We start from the raw sequence: 17,381 nt of genomic DNA, 5'->3' as shown, positions 1-17,381 counted from the left end.
AAACCAAGTAAAACTCGGTTGTTTCAGCGTGTGCACCGCGTTGTCTCAGCGGCGACTTTTATAATATATCACAGGCGCCTAATATAATGCAAGTGTTTTTTTATTTTTTTTTATTTGTTTATTATACCCAATTCATAACCACTATATGTACTCATCTAAAGTTAATTATTATCTAGATGTTGCTTTCAGGCTGTTAAAAAACGTTATGTAGACTATTAAGTGCACAAAATGTACTTAACTTCCACGAGCATGGATGTAGCACCTGTCCGCACCTTTCCATTTCTTCATTGTATACTTTTCCAACAGCTTGAGCTATAACGGTAATTCCTTGCCACAGTCTATCTACTGACTAAGCAAATAAAAAACGGACCTATTATAGAAGATCCGTTTCCTTTTTTAGTTATTCCATGTCGCCACTTACAATAACGCTGATTCCATTATACTCGCCTTTGTTGTTATAAGCCTTTTCTATACTATTTAATATTCCCGCTTCCTCCATTACAGCTGTTACAGGCAGATTCCCTATAACAAGCTTCTCACCCTTTTTAATATATAGATTATATTTAGCAATCGGATAGCCATTGTCAGACAGGCACTTGTAAATCTTCGTTACCTGTTCGGCTAATGCTTGCAGGTTTATTTTTTCTGCTTCATTCAGATCAATGTTTACATATAAGTAAGCATCAATCGGAAGCGCAGCATCAAATGGCATGTCGAGTTCCAGCAAGTCCTTGTATTTCTCAATTTGTTCTGCTGAATAGGCTGCCCGGATTTCTTTGTACCGCTTATCCACCTGCTCATGAAGAAGCTTTGTCACTTTTTCAGTATATTCATCGGATAATCGCATCAATGTATTAGAATATTCAAGCACATTCAGCTCATAATTATCCCACTGAACGATTCCATTCCGGGTGCTAATCATAAATTGCAAATCCTTGACGGTTTTGGACTGAACGACTGATACATAAGTTTTATCTTTAAAATTGAATTTCGCTTTTCTTACAACCTCCAAGTCAAGCTCACTGTATTGGTTTTCTATATATTTTTTAACCGCATGATTCGCTTTAGCCGCTGCAAGCGGATTTCCCGCAAACGATACTGTTATATAGCACAATAAACCGATCAATATAAAGGCTGCTGCTGCCGCAATAACTCTGCTCCATTTTCTGCGCGGACGCTTCATAATTCTGTCTCCTTCCCAAAGGCAAATTGTAATAATGCTCCTATTGCAAGCCCGATCCCCGCTAATACGGAGTATACCGAGCTATAAAAAATTGCGTCATTAAAGGCATACATAACATTGCCTTCCTCTATAAAAACCTTTGCGAACTTCCAGCCATACGCAATAACAAAAATAACGAGCGGAAAGCTGTACTTCCATTTGCTTCTAAAGCTAAAAACAGCAAGCGCTCCTACAAACGGCATTAACAAAAAGTTATAGAGCATTTCAAATGAATCGGTGATCGCTACGCCTATAACGGTGCCCGCTACAAGAATCATAAGCTGAGTAAGCATAATACTGCGCTTCATAGCATTAATAATACGAATATCTCTGGCTGGCGGGAGTGACAGCTCTTTATTTTCAAAACTAAATTCTTCGTATTGATCAAATTCATGCTTTAACTGTTCATCCTGCTCCAAGTAAGCATATACAAGCTTAACGGAATCCTCGCTGGCAACGCCATCTTTCACTAATGGTATTAAATCTCTTATTACGTCTGAGGTTACCTTCATACTAGTCCCTCCTTCTTCAGCCTTTCTCTGAGCCATTGCTTGGCTCTATAATCAATGACTCTGGCACTGCTTTCAGACAACTGAAGCTTTTCCGCTATTTCTTGAAAGCTGTACCCCTCCAGCCTCATTTCGACGACTAATTTTATGCGCTCTCCCTTTTCCTCTAATAAACTGCCTACTCTTTGCTGCAGCTCCGCGTTTATATAATGGGACTCCACACTTGTCTCAACATATCTCTCAAGCTGTTCATTATAAGAGATAACATGCTTTTTACTGCGCAAATGGTCCAGCCATTTGTTTCTGGCAATCGTAAACAGCCAGGTTTTGATCGAGGATTTACCGCGAAAGCTGGAAAGTGATTTTATAGCGCTAATAAAGGTTTCAGATAATAAATCCTCAGACAAGGTTGGATTTCGAGTTAGCGAAAGCAAATATTGATATATATCCTGCTTATGCAGCTCATACAGCTGCTCAATTGGCTTCATCTCCATCCTCCTTTGTCTATTAGTCGCATTCGATTATCGTTTCGTTACAATTTTTTTAAAATTTATTAATTTCCAAAAATAAGATATCTTTACCGTTCTTTTTTTAAACTTACAATACAACAATACGAATATATGTAATATGTAATTAATGTTTTGCAAGCTATAAATTCTTATAATTTAAAAAGAAAAAAAGTGAGGCTGCTGCTGCAGCACTCACTTATGTTTTCACGATTTCCTTAATATGCAAATGTCTGTCCTTCGTCAAATTAATAATCTGACCATGAACTGAAACCCAAGGCCTAGTCGGATGTAAACGATCAGAAAATACAATTTCGCCGATCCGGTCATCGCTTAATCTGACTACGGTGCCTTGATGAAACTGGGTAACTTTTTCAATAAATACAGTAACATAGCTCGGATCAAGCTTACCGAATGCATCATTTTGCAGTTGCTCCAAAACCAAATATGGCGATTCAGCTTTTCTATAGGCTTTATTTAAGGTCATTGCGTGGAATATATCTGCAATACTTACGATTTTGGCATACGGATGAATTTTTGTAGAATCTATTCCGAGCGGGTAGCCCGTCCCATCAACTCTTTCATGATGCTGCAGGGCAGCCAGCTTCACACCTTCATTCAAAGCCGCAATATTTTTCAAAAGCTGATAGCCTTGAACGGTATGCTGCTTCATTTCTTCTGTCTCTTCACGAGTAAGCGGTGTAGGCTTAGTAAGTATAGAACGATCCAAGCGAATATTTCCGATGTCCTTCAGCAAGCCTGCAAGCGCGATTTGCATCCATTCCTTTTGCTTAAAGCCAGCCCACTGCGCTAATTGATACGACGTCAATGCAGAGCATACACTGTTATGAATATAATAGTCAGTCTCCGCAAAGCTTCTTGGTGCAAAGGAAAGTATATGGTAGGACTTCATTTGCAGCAAAAGCTTCTCAAGCTGCGTACGAATATCCATAATAGGGAAGCTTTGACCGCTTATATAGGAATTAAAAACCGTGCGAAGCGTCTTCACCATCTGATCATACTCATCGTGCAAATCGGATGATACCTGTGCCGCTGAAGGCTGCTGCGTATCATCCTGCACTGCAGTCATTTGACCCTTAGCTGCTTGAGCAGTATCTTCAATGACTGCACTGGACACAAGAAAGGCTTGCATAATTTCCATTGTCCTTGGTGTAATCACTTCACCCTTACGCAATAGTACACCGCCAAACGGAGTGAGGACATCTTCCCCAAGTTTGTCACCTGACTTTAATTGTGATAGCAAGACTGTGACCACATTTGTCCTCTCCCCATTGGTTTTTAATGAATTATACTATGTGCCAACTAAGATTATTCAGCAGCAGGACCATTCTCCTCATTGCCATTGTCCTGTATAATCTCTGTTTCTTCCAGCTCATTATCATTAGTATCCTCGCTGCGAGCTACACGGGTTACAGTTGCGACTGTATCATCGTCACGAGTATGGATCAGTCTGACGCCTTGAGTATTGCGGCCCATAGTAGAAATACCTTCCATGCTTGTACGTATTAATGTGCCAAGCGCAGTCATAATCATGAGATCCTCGTCATTTTCTACTACCTTCAGAGATACGATAGGACCGTTCTTATCTGTAACATTCAATGTTTTAATCCCTTTACCGCCACGGTTCTGGATACGATATTCATTCATAGGTGTACGCTTGCCGTAGCCTTTGGACGTTACGATAAGCACATCGCGGTCATCTACGACAACATCCATATCGATTACTTTATCTGTATCATCAAGCTGGATACCTTTAACACCAGTTGCCGAACGGCCCATCGAGCGAACATCCTGCTCGGAGAAACGAATCGACATCCCTTCTGCTGTACCCATAATAATCTCTTGGTTGCCATCAGTTAGCTTAACGCCAATCAAATCATCATCTTCACGCAGTGAGATAGCTATCAAGCCGACTTTGCGGATATTGACATAATCATCAAGCGGAGTCTTTTTCACTACACCTTGGCGCGTAGAGAAGAACAGATACTGATCTGAATTAAAGGCTTGAACAGGAATAACAGCATTTATCGTCTCGCCTTGTTCAATTTGAATCAAATTGATAATTGGCGTACCGCGTGCTGTACGGCTAAGATCAGGAATCTCATAAGCCTTCAGGCGATACACTTTCCCTTTGTTTGTAAAGAACAATAGGAAGTGGTGGGTATTGGATACAAACAAATGCTCTACGAAATCGTCATCCTTCGTATCCATGCCAACTACGCCGCGTCCTCCGCGCTTCTGGCTGCGATAAGTCGTAACTGGCAGCCGCTTGATATAACCGGAATGCGTAATGGAAATGATAACATCCTCGCGAGGAATAAGGTCCTCATCCAGGATTTCTTCATCGCTGGCTGTAATTTCAGTGCGACGCTCATCACCGAAACGCTCTTTCAGCTCCTCAAGCTCCGTGCTGATAATATCCAGAACTAGCTGCTCATCTGCAAGAATCGCTTTGTATTCTGCAATTTTGCGCATTAATTCTGCATATTCAGCTTCAATTTTGTCACGTTCCAAGCCAGTCAGACGCTGCAAGCGCATATCAAGAATCGCTTGTGCTTGCTCATGCGTCAGTGCAAAGCGCGTAATTAATCCTTCACGTGCCTCGTCAGCTGTTTGTGAAGCGCGAATTAATGCAATGACTTCATCCAGATGATCAAGCGCAATCCGCAAGCCCTCTAAAATATGCGCTCTTGCTTCTGCTTTTCTAAGCTCATATTCCGTACGGCGGCGAATAACCTCGATTTGATGCTGAATGTAGTGATACAGCATCTCTCTTAGATTCAGTGTTTTTGGCTCGCCATTCACAAGCGCAAGCATATTAATACCGAAGTTGGATTGCAGCTGTGTTTGTTTATATAAATTGTTAAGCACTACATTTGGATTTACATCACGGCGCAGCTCGATCACGATACGCATGCCGTTACGATCGGATTCATCACGCAAATCTGTAATGCCGTCTATTTTTTTCTCGCGAACAAGCTCCGCAATTTTTTCGATTAAACGGGCTTTAATTACCTGATATGGCAGCTCATGTACAATAATGCGAGCTTTGCCGCCGTTTTCTTCAATAATCGCTCTTGCTCTCATTGTAACGGAACCGCGGCCAGTCAAATAAGCTTGTCTGATACCTTGTCGTCCCATTACAAAGCCTGCTGTTGGGAAATCTGGACCTTTTACATATTCCATTAGCTCAAGCGGCGTTATATCGGGATTGCGAATAAGCGCCTGTGCTCCATCAATAACCTCGTTCAAGTTATGAGGAGGTATATTAGTGGCCATACCTACAGCGATGCCCGTTACCCCGTTAACAAGCAGGTTAGGGAAACGCGCCGGCAAAACAACCGGCTCATGCTCTTCACCATCATAGTTGGGAGCAAAATCTATAGTCTCTTTATTGATATCGCGCAGCAATTCCATTGCCATTTTGGAGAGACGTGCTTCTGTATAACGCATTGCTGCCGCCATATCGCCGTCAATCGAACCAAAGTTACCATGACCATCTACCAGCGGATAGCGCATAGAGAAATCCTGCGCCATTCTGACCATAGATTCATAAACCGCGGAATCACCATGAGGATGGTACTTACCGATAACCTCTCCTACAATTCTCGCTGATTTTTTATGCGGCTTGTCAGGTGACATTCCTAGTTCCGACATCGCAAATAAAATGCGTCGATGAACGGGCTTCAGTCCATCTCTTACGTCCGGAAGCGCGCGACTTACTATAATGCTCATCGCATAATCCATAAAGGAATCGCGCATTTCCGTTCCAATATCACGGTCTTTTATTGACATACGTTGTTCTTCCGCCATGCTTTACCTCCCTGGCAACATCAATCTGCATAACTTAAGCTATTATCTTTCTTTCACAAACAAGGTTAATATAAACCTGCTTGCGTATAGCTGCTATATTTTGCCTTATATTACATACAACTGCCGAATGGCCGATGCGATCCGCCAGGATGACACCAGCTCATGGTTTCATATACTTGGGAAAGCTTTATCCCAAAATTGCCCTATCTATTATTATAACATTCATTGCAGACTCTGTCTTGTAAAGGTTATGAAAGATAAAGCAATAATCATGTTTCACGCTTATAACTGCAATATAAGCGGCTTAGCCATTGTTAGGACATGCGCGCAAGGATAAACGGCTCCGCCGTCCATTGGAATGGCGCGTTTACCGATGAATTATAAAATCTATAGAAAAAACTTATAAATTGTTATAATTTTAAGTATAAACAGCCATCCTGGCGAATGGCTGTCTATTGTTTCTATATATCGAGGTTTGTAACATAGCGCGCATATTTTTGAATAAAATCACGGCGCGGCTCAACGTTATCGCCCATAAGCGTATCAAACACGACATCAGCCTCAATGGCATCCTCAATCGTTACTTGAAGCATAGTGCGGCTTTCCGGATCCATCGTTGTTTCCCATAGCTGCTCCGCATTCATCTCTCCAAGACCTTTATAGCGCTGAACGTTTACCTTTACGCCTTCACCGAATTCCGCAATAATATCATCGCGTTCCTTCTCTGATTGGGCATAGCGGATTACTTTATTGCGTTCAATTTTGAATAGAGGCGGCTGTGCGATGTAAATATAGCCGGCTTCGATAATTTCCCTCATATAACGATAAAAGAACGTCAACAGCAGCGTGCGAATATGTGCGCCGTCGACATCGGCATCGGTCATAATAATCACTTTATGGTAACGCGCCTTCGTAATATCGAAGTCATCGCTAATGCCTGTGCCAAGTGCTGTAATAATCGCTCTGATCTCAGCATTGCCAAGAATACGATCCAATCTCGCCTTCTCAACGTTCAATATTTTTCCGCGCAGCGGAAGGATAGCCTGGAAATGACGATCCCGGCCTTGCTTCGCAGATCCGCCTGCAGAATCACCTTCAACGATGTACAGCTCACTTATGGACGCATCCTTGGAAGAGCAGTCGGCAAGCTTACCTGGCAAGGAACCAACTTCCAATGCGCTCTTGCGGCGAGTCAGCTCACGCGCCTTGCGTGCAGCCTCGCGTGCTCTTGCAGCCTGCAGGCCTTTTTCGACTATCCTTTTAGAGACAGAAGGGTTCTCCTCCAAAAATTCCATCAGCTTTTCCGCAAAGAATGATTCAACGATTCCGCGTACCTCACTGTTGCCAAGCTTGGTTTTTGTCTGCCCTTCGAACTGAGGATTTGGAATTTTCACAGAGATGATTGCTGTAAGTCCTTCACGCACATCATCTCCAGAGAAGTTGGAATCATTGTCTTTGATCAAGCTGTTCTTGCGCGCATAATCATTAATAATACGGGTCAAAGCACTTTTAAAGCCGGATTCATGCGTTCCGCCTTCATGCGTATTAATGTTGTTGGCAAAGGAATAAATATTTTCCGTATAGCTGTCATTGTATTGCAGCGATACTTCAACTTGAATATTGTCCTTCATGCCTTCCACATAAATAGGCGTTTCATGGAGCGCTTCACGATGTTTGTTCAAATGTTTAACAAACTCGATTATTCCGCCCTCATACAAAAATGTGTTCGAAACATCGGTTCGTTCATCCGTCAAAATCAGCTCGATGCCTTTATTCAAAAATGCAAGCTCGCGAATGCGCGTTTGCAATATATCATACTCAAAAATAGTTGTTTCCGTAAATATTTCTTTATCCGGCAAGAAGGTAACAATAGTACCTGTATCCGCCTCATCCGCCTGGCCTACAATCTTGATGTCGTATTGCGGGGCTCCGCGGCGATATTCCTGCTGATATATATTTCCTTCACGTTTAACCTGAACAATAACCTGCTCAGACAATGCGTTTACGACGGAAACACCAACGCCATGCAAGCCGCCGGATACTTTATAGCCCTCTCCGCCAAATTTTCCCCCTGCATGAAGAACAGTCATGACGACTTCAAGCGTAGATTTTTTTAGCTTTGTATTCTCGCCGACCGGAATGCCTCGCCCATTATCGATGACCGTTATGCTGTTATCTTTGTGAATAATGACTTCGATTCTATCGCAATAACCAGCTAGCGCTTCATCGATACTGTTATCAACGACCTCCCAAACGAGATGATGAAGACCTTTTCCGCTAGTTGAGCCTATATACATACCCGGACGTTTACGTACCGCTTCAAGCCCTTCAAGTACCTGTATCTGACTCTCGTCATACATTTGCTGTTCCAAAGACATGCAAGTTCACTACTCCTCTCAACTGCTCTTACTCAATTACTTTCACCGTTAGCCGCCTGTAACAAATTGATGTGCTCTTTTTTTCAAAGTGGAGGATGATATTGGCGAATAGTATATTTTTTTCTCCGTAACGACAATCGACTTGGGCTCTTCCTCGCCGATCGTTTCCACATCTTTCCGCTTGCGTGCACCCGCTACGAATTGCTTTGATAATTTAGAAGATTGCTCAATAGAAACATCAAAAATAGCGACCAGCTCTGTCGCCCTAACAATCTTCTCCCCACCCAAATGGATGTACATGCGCTTCGTTTCACCTCTCCTAATTGCACATTAACGGCTAACCTTGCCGTTTTCCACATGAAAAATGCCTACATCCTGAAGTTTATCAAGACGTACACTATCAAGACTTGTAGTCGTAATAAATGTTTGCACTTTATCTTGAAAGGTTTCTATTAGCTGCGTTTGCCGATTATGGTCAAGTTCAGACAATACATCATCTAGAAGTAAAATCGGGTATTCGCCGATTTCCTCGCGAATCAGTTCAATTTCTGCTAGCTTTATCGATAATGCAGTCGTTCGCTGCTGACCTTGAGAACCGAATATTTGGGCTTCCTTGCCATTAATAAAGAAGGCCAAATCATCACGGTGCGGGCCTACAAGGGTAACCCCTCTGCGAATTTCCCCATCTTTCACCTGTGATAACTTTATCATAAATTGCTGAAATAAAACAGTTTCTTCTTCTTCCGGCTCTGCTTCAAAAGAGGGACGATAGTGGATTTCAAGCTGCTCCGTGCCATTTGTTATACCAAAATGAATTTGTTCTGCATAGGTTTGCAGTTTTTGTATAAAGTGTTGCCTCTTTTTCATAATTTTAACACCATGGGAAGCAAGCTGCTCATTCCATATATCCAGCAATGCTTGATTAAGCGCAGCGCGATCTGCGCTTTTAAGAAAATTATTTCGCTGCTGTAATACTTTGGAATATTGTTGCAGCGTATACAAGTAACCGGGCTGTACTTGTCCGATTTCCATATCGAGAAATCTTCTTCGCACGCCCGGCGTTCCCTTCACAATCTCCAAATCCTCTGGAGCGAACATAACCACATTCATAGAACCGACAAAATCACTTAGCTTGCGCTGCTCTAAGCTATTGATTTTCGCTTTTTTCCCTTGTGCTGAAAACATAAGCTCCAGCTTGACGCTGCCATATTTTTTATCCACAGTGCCTGTTATAGCTGCATGGTCTGATTGCCAGCCAATCAGCTCCTTATCCTTTGAGGTCCTATGCGACTTGGATAAGGCCAGCACAAATATGGATTCGAGCAAATTCGTCTTGCCCTGCGCATTAGGACCTAAAAATACATTAACCTGATGCTCAAGCGGCAGCTGGAGCTCACTATAGTTACGATAATTTTGCAATTGAATTTGTTTTAAAAACACAATGGAACCTCCCGGCTCTGGCTCACTTTGCCTGTACGACAATGAATTTGCCGCAGCCCTCTACCACTACTTGATCGCCTGCATACAGCTTTCTTCCGCGGCGCTGATCCTGTTCCCCGTTAATATGAACGGTAGTTTCAGCTAGGAAGAACTTGGCTTGCCCGCCAGTAGCAATGCATTCGGACAGCTTTAAAAACTGCCCTAACGCAATATATTCCGTTGCGATTGCTATTTCTTTCATCATGTATTCTTCCTCTCTGTTCAAGGATAAACACCAAAATACTAGTTAGTTGTTCGGTAAGGCAGTATGACGTACATACTGAAATCATGATCAATAGGCTTAATAATAATTGGGCGCATCGCTCCGGTAAAGCCGATAAATATTTGCTCGCTGTCTACTGCTTTAAGCACATCCAGCATATATTTGGAGTTAAATGCAATTCGCAAAGGCTCGCCTTTAAACGATAAAATATCCTGCTGCTCCGTTACTCTTCCCAAATCCATTGAGCTGGATGAAATTTCAACGGTCTGCTCATTTAGCGTCGCAAGACGCACTACATTCGTCTTTTCCTCACGTGACATCAAATAAGCACGATCAATAGCATCCATTAGGCTTTTAGTATGCAGCACAAGCTCTGTCTCAAATACTTGAGGGATGATTTTTGATGTATCAGGGTATGTGCCATCCAATATCCGCGTATAAAAAAGCACATTATCGACTTTAAATAATACTTGGTTATCCGCTACTACAATATCAATCAGCGTGTTTTGATCCGGGATAATACGCGACAGCTCGCTCAATGTTTTGGCAGAAATAACGATATTGCTGAAATGATAATCGTCTGGCACATCAACGGATGTTGTTCGGCTAGCCAATCTATGGCGATCTGTTGCTACGAACTTAAGTTCTCCTGCGTGGAGATTCCACAGCACACCTGTTAGTATTGGCGTTTGTTCGCTTGTAGATGCAGCAAGAATCGTCTGTCTGATCATCGTTTTCAATAAATCGCCGGGAATTTGCAGCACTTCATTTTGTTCGATTGAAGGCAGCACTGGGAATTCTTCCGGATCAAGCCCGACCATTTGAATTTCTGTCGTTCCGGAACGAATTGTCGTTTGAAATTGAGCATTAACCTCTATTGTTACTTTATCGGAAGGCAGCTTTTTAATCATTTCCACAAAAAACTTAGCAGGCAGAACAACACTGCCAGGCTTTTCAATTTGGGCAATAATAATATCTTCTTGTTCTACCGGGATGAAGCTTTGAATAGATATATCTGTATCACTGGCTGTTAGTGTAACGGTTTGATGAGTTACGTCAATTTTAATACCGCCAAGTATAGGAATAGTAGGTCGGGAAGAGGTTGCCTTCGCCACTTGCTGTATAGCATCATTTAATTCATTTCTAGAGATCGATAATTTCATTATTTCACCTGTTTCTACTAATTTTGTGACATACGCATTAAATAATTATATCTATTATACCGTTTCTGCAGCATTTGGCGATATAGTCGGATTTGTTGCTGCCGGTTTACTTTTAACGCTGAATTTGGATGGCTGCTGCGTATGCGGTTTATGATGATATTTTATTAAAGATTTTAATAGCAGTAGTAGTAGGGGCTGTTAGTATGTGGATATGTGTAAAACATAGTGATAAATCAAGCCTATCCACATGTGTATATCGTGTGCATAGGCTTGTTCAAGTTATTCACATATTATTTTTGATTTTTTCAGTCAGGTTTTGCATGATTTTGTATAATTCAGGATCATCCTTGACGAGCTTTGATATTTTTTCGTGAGCGTGGATGACAGTAGTATGATCCCTTCCGCCAAAGGCTTCGCCTATTTTGGGTAATGAAAACTCAGTCAGCTCTCTGGAGAGATACATAGCAATTTGCCTCGGAAAAGCGATTGCTTTCGTACGCTTGCGCGCTTTGAAATCATCCAGCTTAAGGCCATAAAATTCGCCAACCTTAGCTTGTATATCCTGGATCGTTATAATTTTTGGCCGGCTTGACGGAATGATATCCTTCAAGGCTTCGGCTGCCAAATGCGAGGTTATGTCTGCATTAATGAGCGAAGAATAAGCAACTACGCGTATAAGTGCGCCTTCCAGCTCTCTTATGTTCGTATCAATTTGTCCTGCAATATAGTTCATTGCCTCATTCGGAATATCCAAATTTTCGGATTTGGCTTTTTTGCGCAGGATAGCGATTCTTGTCTCCAGGTCAGGAGGCTGAATATCGGTTATTAATCCCCATTCAAAGCGTGAGCGCAAGCGATCCTCTAGCGTTGGAATTTCTTTTGGAGGCCGGTCGCTTGATATGACGATTTGCTTCCGTTCTTCATGCAGGGCGTTGAATGTATGGAAAAATTCCTCTTGCGTCTGCTCTTTCCCCGCTAAAAACTGAATATCGTCGATTAATAAAACATCGATATTGCGATATTTGGTCCTGAAGCTTTCGCCCTGGCTATCGCGGATCGCATTAATAAATTCGTTAGTAAATTTTTCAGATGAAATATAAAGCACCTTTGTATTTGGATTATGCTCCATGATGTAATGGCCGATTGCATGCATTAAATGCGTTTTTCCGAGCCCTACACCACCGTATAGAAACAAGGGATTATACGCTTTTGCAGGTGCTTCGGCTACAGCCAGGGAAGCAGCATGCGCAAATCGGTTGTTTGCGCCGATTACAAAGGTATCAAATGTATATTTGGGATTAAGCATATGCGTAAATGGTTCTTCAGCTGGGGCTTGCGGCAGCACCGGCTTAGGTGGTACCACAATGCTTGCTTCTGTTCCAAGCGGCTCTTCAATAGAGAAGCGAACGTCAACCTGCCTGCCTAAATATTCAAATAAAGTAGTTCTGATTAATTTGGTGTAGCGTCCTTCCAGCCATTCAGCCGCAAAAGTAGTTGGCGCTGTGATCTCCAGTAAGGAATCGTCAACAAAAGAAGCTTTTGTCGCCTTAAACCAGGTATCAAAGCTTGGCTTACTTAGTTTTGTTTGAATAATAGAAAGGATTTGCTGCCATAAATCATACGTATGGCTGTCCACAGACTGTCACTCCTCTTATTTCAATCGTCGCGTGGGCGCAGTTGCAAGAAAAAGCTGTCGAATGAATGAATAAAGTTAAGAAATCATTCACATTATGACGGAATAAGTGTAGGTAAGTTATAAAGAGGGGATAACTTTGTTCACAATATTATCCACAGGATGTTAATAACTTTAAAAGAAAAATGACTCATCCACAGAGAAAACATAATAATCATAGCAAAAGATGCCTTATAATTCAACGGCTTTCGGGATATTATCCACAACCTCAATAACTTGTGTATAAAAGTTATCTACAACACAAGATATTGTTTATAGGTTGTTAAGAATTCGACAAAATTCTATTTTGTTGTGGAAAAACTGTACACATGTTATTAAATGAAAAATAAAAAGAGGGAGAGTTCCGTCGATTGTGGATGAATAATGAAAATCGAATTGGATATATGAATTGGATATATAATGTAACGGGTGCTATGATTGACTTTTGGGCTGTAGCGTGGTTTAATTATAAAAGCGATTTTTTGATATAGCGGGAGGTGCAGCGTAATGGGTCCTACATTTAGACCAAATGTAAGCAAGAGAGCTAAAAACCACGGTTTTCGTAAGCGCATGAGCACGAAGAACGGTCGTAAAGTTTTGGCGGCTCGCCGTCAAAAAGGTAGAAAAGTATTGAGCGCGTAAGAAAAAACTTGCACATGAGGTTTTTTCGTAAAATATAAGCTTAATGAGTTAGAATATATATAATCTTATATTTTAAGCAGAAGACCACCGAGTGTGGTCTTTTTTTTTGTCATAAATACGTTTACTATAGATAAGAAGTAATAATAATGGCAATACTTATTAGAACAATTAGGGATTAGGTGAACGTTACTCGTGCAAAGAAAACTGCGTCTGCGCAATCGAGCAGATTTTAGTCGTGTCTATAGAGGTGGAAAGTCCTTTGCCAATAGTCAGTTTGTTGTGTATTGGTCAAAGCATAAATTAGCGGAGCCATTCCGACTTGGCGTTTCTGTAAGCAAGAAGGTCGGCAATGCTGTCGTGCGCAATCGGATGAGGAGAGTTGTGAAGGAAATCGTTCGTCATTACGAAGGAAAAATTGCACCTCATACAGATTTGATTATAATTGTAAGAAAGCCTGCAACAGCAATGAAATTTACTGAATTAGAAAAGAGTATTGCGCATGTGCTTCGCAAAGCAGGATTGTTAACTACTAAATCATCTTAGAAGGTTATGCATGTAGTTTCCTTGCGCAGCAAATTATGTTATAGTCTATCTTGAAATAAAAAGTAGAATATAACTTTGCAAGGGCTCTCAGAGAGGAGATTTAATGTTGTTTCGGAATAATAAACAAAGATGGCTGTTAGTATTAGGATTGATCCTGCTTATGGGCTTAATCGCGGGCTGTGGCGGTGATATTAATAATACTAAGGAAACAGGAGATTTATTAACGGGTAATTTCTGGGAGAGAAACGTAGTTTATTATTTTGCTATTACCCTTGACGCGTTCGCTAGATGGTTTGGCAATTCGTATGGACTTGCGATTTTGCTGCTGACTATTATTGTTCGTACGCTTATTTTGCCATTAACACTTAAACAATACCGTAGTTCTAAAGCGATGCAAAAGCTGCAGCCACAGATGGCAGAAATTAAGAAAAAATATAAGGATAACCCACAAAAACAGCAAGAAGAGACGATGAAGCTGTTTCAGACACATGGGGTTAATCCTCTCGCAGGTTGTTTGCCGCTAATCGTACAAATGCCGATATTTATCGCGCTTTACAATGCGATTTATTGGAACAGTGATATTCGTACACATGAGTTTTTAGGCTTGATGCTTGGTGAGCCAAGCCCTTGGTACTTCTTGCCGCTGTTAGCTGCTGCAACTACTTTTATTCAGTCCAAAATGATGCAAAAACAGCAAACGCAAGCTATGCCGGGCATGTCTATGATTTTGACGATTTTCCCAGTATTAATTTTCGTAATGTCTATGTCATTCCCTGCAGCACTTCCGCTGTATTGGGTATTTAGCAATTTGTATACAATCGTTCAAAATTACTTCCTGTACGTACGTCAGTCTGACAAAGGTAAGGAGGTCGCTGCTAAATGATGAAAATCACCGCATCAGGCAAGACGGTGGATGATGCTGTTCGAAATGGTTTAACACAATTACAAGTAACTGAAGACCGTGTAAAGATTGTCGTACTGGAACAACCGTCAAAGGGATTGTTCGGATTGCTTGGCGTCAAAGAAGCTAAAGTTGAGCTGGAGCTTATACCGGATGCTGTAGAAGAGGCTGAGCAATTTCTATTAGAAGTAGCTGGAGCAATGGGATTGCAAGTATCGGTTGACCGCAAGGAAACGAAGGAAGGACATTATATGTCGCTTTCGGGCAGCGGAGATATGGGTATGCTTATTGGACGACGAGGACAAACATTGGATGCATTGCAGTACTTGACAACGATTGTGGCAAATCGCTTATCCGACAGCCATATCCGAATCGTTCTTGATGCTGAGGATTTTCGCGAGCGTCGACGCAAGACGCTGGAGGATTTAGCCGATCGATTGGCTGGACAAGTAATTCGTACTAAAAAAGAAGTGATGCTGGAGCCGATGACTCCGCTTGAGCGCAAAGTCATTCATTCGAAGCTGCAAAATCATCCTAAAGTTAAAACTTATAGCAAGGGCGAGGAACCTAATCGCCGAATCGTCATTATGCTTAAGTAATGAAGCACTAAACACAGCAATGGCTCTTAGCGGTCATTGCTGTTTTTCCATTTGAAATATAGGAAAGTATAACATTCTGCCATACTTTCTCTATATTTCTCCGGAATGAAACGCGTGATCGCCAAAGGACGGCGATATCCGTTTCACCTTGAAATATAGGAAAGTATATATTTTCACTTTATACATGTTCCTATATTTCATCGGTAAACGCGCTTGTCCAAAGGACGGCGGAGCCGTTTATCCTTGATATATAAGAATTTTAATATTTTTTGCATGTTTTTGTATGTTAATGATGGCATAGTCATCTAGAAAGGAGTGGTTAAACCGTGGAGCATGACACAATAGCAGCTATATCTACTGCTGTTGGAGAAGGTGGAATAGCTATTATTCGAATTAGCGGTCCGGATGCCATCAGCAGCACGGATCGTATTTTTAAATCGTCAAAAAGGCTATCAGAAGCTGATTCACATACGATCCATTATGGGCATATTATTAATCCGGAAAGCGGCGAATCGTTGGATGAGGTGTTAGTTACCTTAATGAGAGGACCGAAGTCCTTTACAGCCGAGGATGTCGTTGAAATTAACACACATGGAGGAGTTATTGCTGTAAAAAAAGTAATGGATGCAGTATTGCAGCTAAATGCAGTCAGAGTTGCCGAGCCTGGCGAATTTACGAAGCGTGCCTTTATTAACGGACGTATTGATTTGATGCAGGCTGAAGCTGTTATTGATTTGATTCGTTCCAAATCAGACCGGGCATTTTCTGTAGCAAAGAAGCAGGCTGAGGGCGTGTTGTCGCGTAAAATCAAAGCGCTGCGCCAGACGGTTATCGAGCTGCTTGCTCATATTGAAGTGAATATTGACTACCCTGAGCATGATGTTGAGGAATTGACAGCTGCTTTTATAGAGGAGCAATGCACAAAGGCTATTGCTGAAATAAATAAACTGCTAAAAACGGCTAGCGAGGGGAAAATACTGCGTGAAGGGATTATGACGGCCATTGTTGGTAGACCTAACGTTGGCAAGTCTTCCTTGCTAAATGTTTTGGCACAAGAAAACAAAGCGATCGTAACGGATATCCCTGGTACAACTCGTGATGTTATTGAGCAAATTGTAACGATTAACGGCATTCCGTTAAGGCTTTTGGATACAGCCGGCATCCGCGAGACCAGTGATATCGTTGAACAAATAGGGGTAGAACGATCTCGTGATGTGCTGCAGGAAGCTGATTTGATCTTATACGTGCTCAATTACAATGAGCAGCTGCAGCCGGAAGATAAATTGCTGCTGGAAGGTATGAAGGGACGTTCAGTTATCGTCATTGTCAATAAAACGGATTTAGAGCAGAAGCTTGATTTGACAGAAGTTGAAGCTATATTGGACCGCTCCGTTATCGTTCAGATGTCGATGCTGGAGGAGAAGGGCCTTGAGGAGCTTGAAAACAAAATAAGCGAGCTGTTTTTTGAAGGACAGCTGGAAAGCGATGATCTTACGTATATAAGCAATGTAAGGCATATTGCTTTGCTGAAGAAGGCTCGCCAGTCGCTCCAGGATGCGATTGAGGCGTCACAGGCGGGCGTGCCTATAGATATTATTCAAATTGATGGACGGATGGCTTGGGAAGCGCTAGGAGAGATTTTAGGGGACGAGGCTGGCGATTCATTAATTGATCAAATTTTTTCACAGTTTTGTCTTGGAAAGTAGGAGG

16 protein-coding genes are annotated in these 17,381 nt (G+C 41.8%); 5 read left to right on the top strand and 11 right to left on the bottom strand.

Annotated features, from left to right (window positions below):
- Positions 1 to 400: 400 nt before the first annotated feature.
- From ACRRU2_RS09255 to dnaA, 11 genes are all read right to left on the bottom strand, one after another.
- Positions 401 to 1,183 carry a hypothetical protein gene (locus ACRRU2_RS09255; RefSeq protein WP_432500939.1) on the bottom strand — a complete coding sequence of 261 codons (783 nt, stop codon included), beginning with the start codon at positions 1,181 to 1,183 and terminating at the stop codon, positions 401 to 403.
- A complete protein-coding gene (locus tag ACRRU2_RS09250) occupies positions 1,180 to 1,734 on the bottom strand; it encodes a hypothetical protein (protein ID WP_331697583.1) in 555 nt (184 codons plus the stop codon). Before ACRRU2_RS09250 ends, ACRRU2_RS09255 begins: the two co-directional genes overlap by 4 nt.
- The gene (locus ACRRU2_RS09245; RefSeq protein WP_331697582.1) at positions 1,731 to 2,219 is read right to left on the bottom strand and encodes an RNA polymerase sigma factor; all 489 of its coding nucleotides are present in this window, start codon (positions 2,217 to 2,219) and stop codon (positions 1,731 to 1,733) included. Before ACRRU2_RS09245 ends, ACRRU2_RS09250 begins: the two co-directional genes overlap by 4 nt.
- A gap of 217 nt (positions 2,220 to 2,436) precedes the next feature.
- Positions 2,437 to 3,513, bottom strand: a complete 1,077-nt coding sequence (locus tag ACRRU2_RS09240) for an HD-GYP domain-containing protein (protein ID WP_432500936.1) — start codon at positions 3,511 to 3,513, stop codon at positions 2,437 to 2,439.
- A gap of 53 nt (positions 3,514 to 3,566) precedes the next feature.
- The gene (gene gyrA, locus ACRRU2_RS09235) at positions 3,567 to 6,071 is read right to left on the bottom strand and encodes a DNA gyrase subunit A (RefSeq protein ID WP_331697580.1); all 2,505 of its coding nucleotides are present in this window, start codon (positions 6,069 to 6,071) and stop codon (positions 3,567 to 3,569) included.
- 461 nt (positions 6,072 to 6,532) lie between these two features.
- Complete coding sequence (gyrB, locus tag ACRRU2_RS09230) at positions 6,533 to 8,449, bottom strand: DNA topoisomerase (ATP-hydrolyzing) subunit B (protein WP_331697579.1); 1,917 nt, start codon at positions 8,447 to 8,449, stop codon at positions 6,533 to 6,535.
- A gap of 48 nt (positions 8,450 to 8,497) precedes the next feature.
- A complete protein-coding gene (gene remB, locus ACRRU2_RS09225) occupies positions 8,498 to 8,749 on the bottom strand; it encodes an extracellular matrix regulator RemB (protein WP_331697578.1) in 252 nt (83 codons plus the stop codon).
- A gap of 30 nt (positions 8,750 to 8,779) precedes the next feature.
- Positions 8,780 to 9,889, bottom strand: coding sequence for a DNA replication/repair protein RecF (recF, locus tag ACRRU2_RS09220; RefSeq protein WP_432500933.1), 1,110 nt, complete (start codon positions 9,887 to 9,889; stop codon positions 8,780 to 8,782).
- Between the two features lie 22 nt (positions 9,890 to 9,911).
- The gene (gene yaaA / locus ACRRU2_RS09215) at positions 9,912 to 10,133 is read right to left on the bottom strand and encodes a S4 domain-containing protein YaaA (protein ID WP_432500931.1); all 222 of its coding nucleotides are present in this window, start codon (positions 10,131 to 10,133) and stop codon (positions 9,912 to 9,914) included.
- A gap of 38 nt (positions 10,134 to 10,171) precedes the next feature.
- A complete protein-coding gene (gene dnaN / locus ACRRU2_RS09210; RefSeq protein ID WP_331697576.1) occupies positions 10,172 to 11,314 on the bottom strand; it encodes a DNA polymerase III subunit beta in 1,143 nt (380 codons plus the stop codon).
- Positions 11,315 to 11,597: 283 nt separating this feature from the next.
- Complete coding sequence (gene dnaA / locus ACRRU2_RS09205) at positions 11,598 to 12,950, bottom strand: chromosomal replication initiator protein DnaA (protein ID WP_331697575.1); 1,353 nt, start codon at positions 12,948 to 12,950, stop codon at positions 11,598 to 11,600.
- 543 nt (positions 12,951 to 13,493) lie between these two features.
- Here dnaA and rpmH point away from each other — a divergent pair.
- From rpmH to mnmE, 5 genes are all read left to right on the top strand, one after another.
- Positions 13,494 to 13,628 carry a 50S ribosomal protein L34 gene (gene rpmH, locus ACRRU2_RS09200; RefSeq protein ID WP_331697574.1) on the top strand — a complete coding sequence of 45 codons (135 nt, stop codon included), beginning with the start codon at positions 13,494 to 13,496 and terminating at the stop codon, positions 13,626 to 13,628.
- Positions 13,629 to 13,820: 192 nt separating this feature from the next.
- Positions 13,821 to 14,171, top strand: coding sequence for a ribonuclease P protein component (rnpA, locus tag ACRRU2_RS09195; RefSeq protein ID WP_331697573.1), 351 nt, complete (start codon positions 13,821 to 13,823; stop codon positions 14,169 to 14,171).
- A 103-nt stretch (positions 14,172 to 14,274) separates the two neighbouring features.
- Positions 14,275 to 15,054: a YidC/Oxa1 family membrane protein insertase gene (locus tag ACRRU2_RS09190; protein WP_331697572.1), complete on the top strand. Its 780-nt coding sequence runs from the start codon at positions 14,275 to 14,277 to the stop codon at positions 15,052 to 15,054.
- Positions 15,051 to 15,671 (top strand): RNA-binding cell elongation regulator Jag/EloR, encoded by a 621-nt coding sequence (jag, locus tag ACRRU2_RS09185; protein ID WP_331697571.1) that lies wholly within the window; start codon positions 15,051 to 15,053, stop codon positions 15,669 to 15,671. The genes ACRRU2_RS09190 and jag overlap by 4 nt, the downstream gene beginning before the upstream one ends.
- A gap of 326 nt (positions 15,672 to 15,997) precedes the next feature.
- Complete coding sequence (mnmE, locus tag ACRRU2_RS09180; RefSeq protein ID WP_432500927.1) at positions 15,998 to 17,377, top strand: tRNA uridine-5-carboxymethylaminomethyl(34) synthesis GTPase MnmE; 1,380 nt, start codon at positions 15,998 to 16,000, stop codon at positions 17,375 to 17,377.
- Positions 17,378 to 17,381: the final 4 nt, after the last annotated feature.

The organism is Paenibacillus sp. GXUN7292, assembly GCF_050864975.1.
In the GTDB taxonomy this organism is placed as follows: Bacteria; Bacillota; Bacilli; order Paenibacillales; family Paenibacillaceae; genus Pristimantibacillus.
The sequence above is the reverse complement of the archived record's forward strand: the minus strand, read 5'-3'. Positions and strand labels throughout refer to the sequence as shown.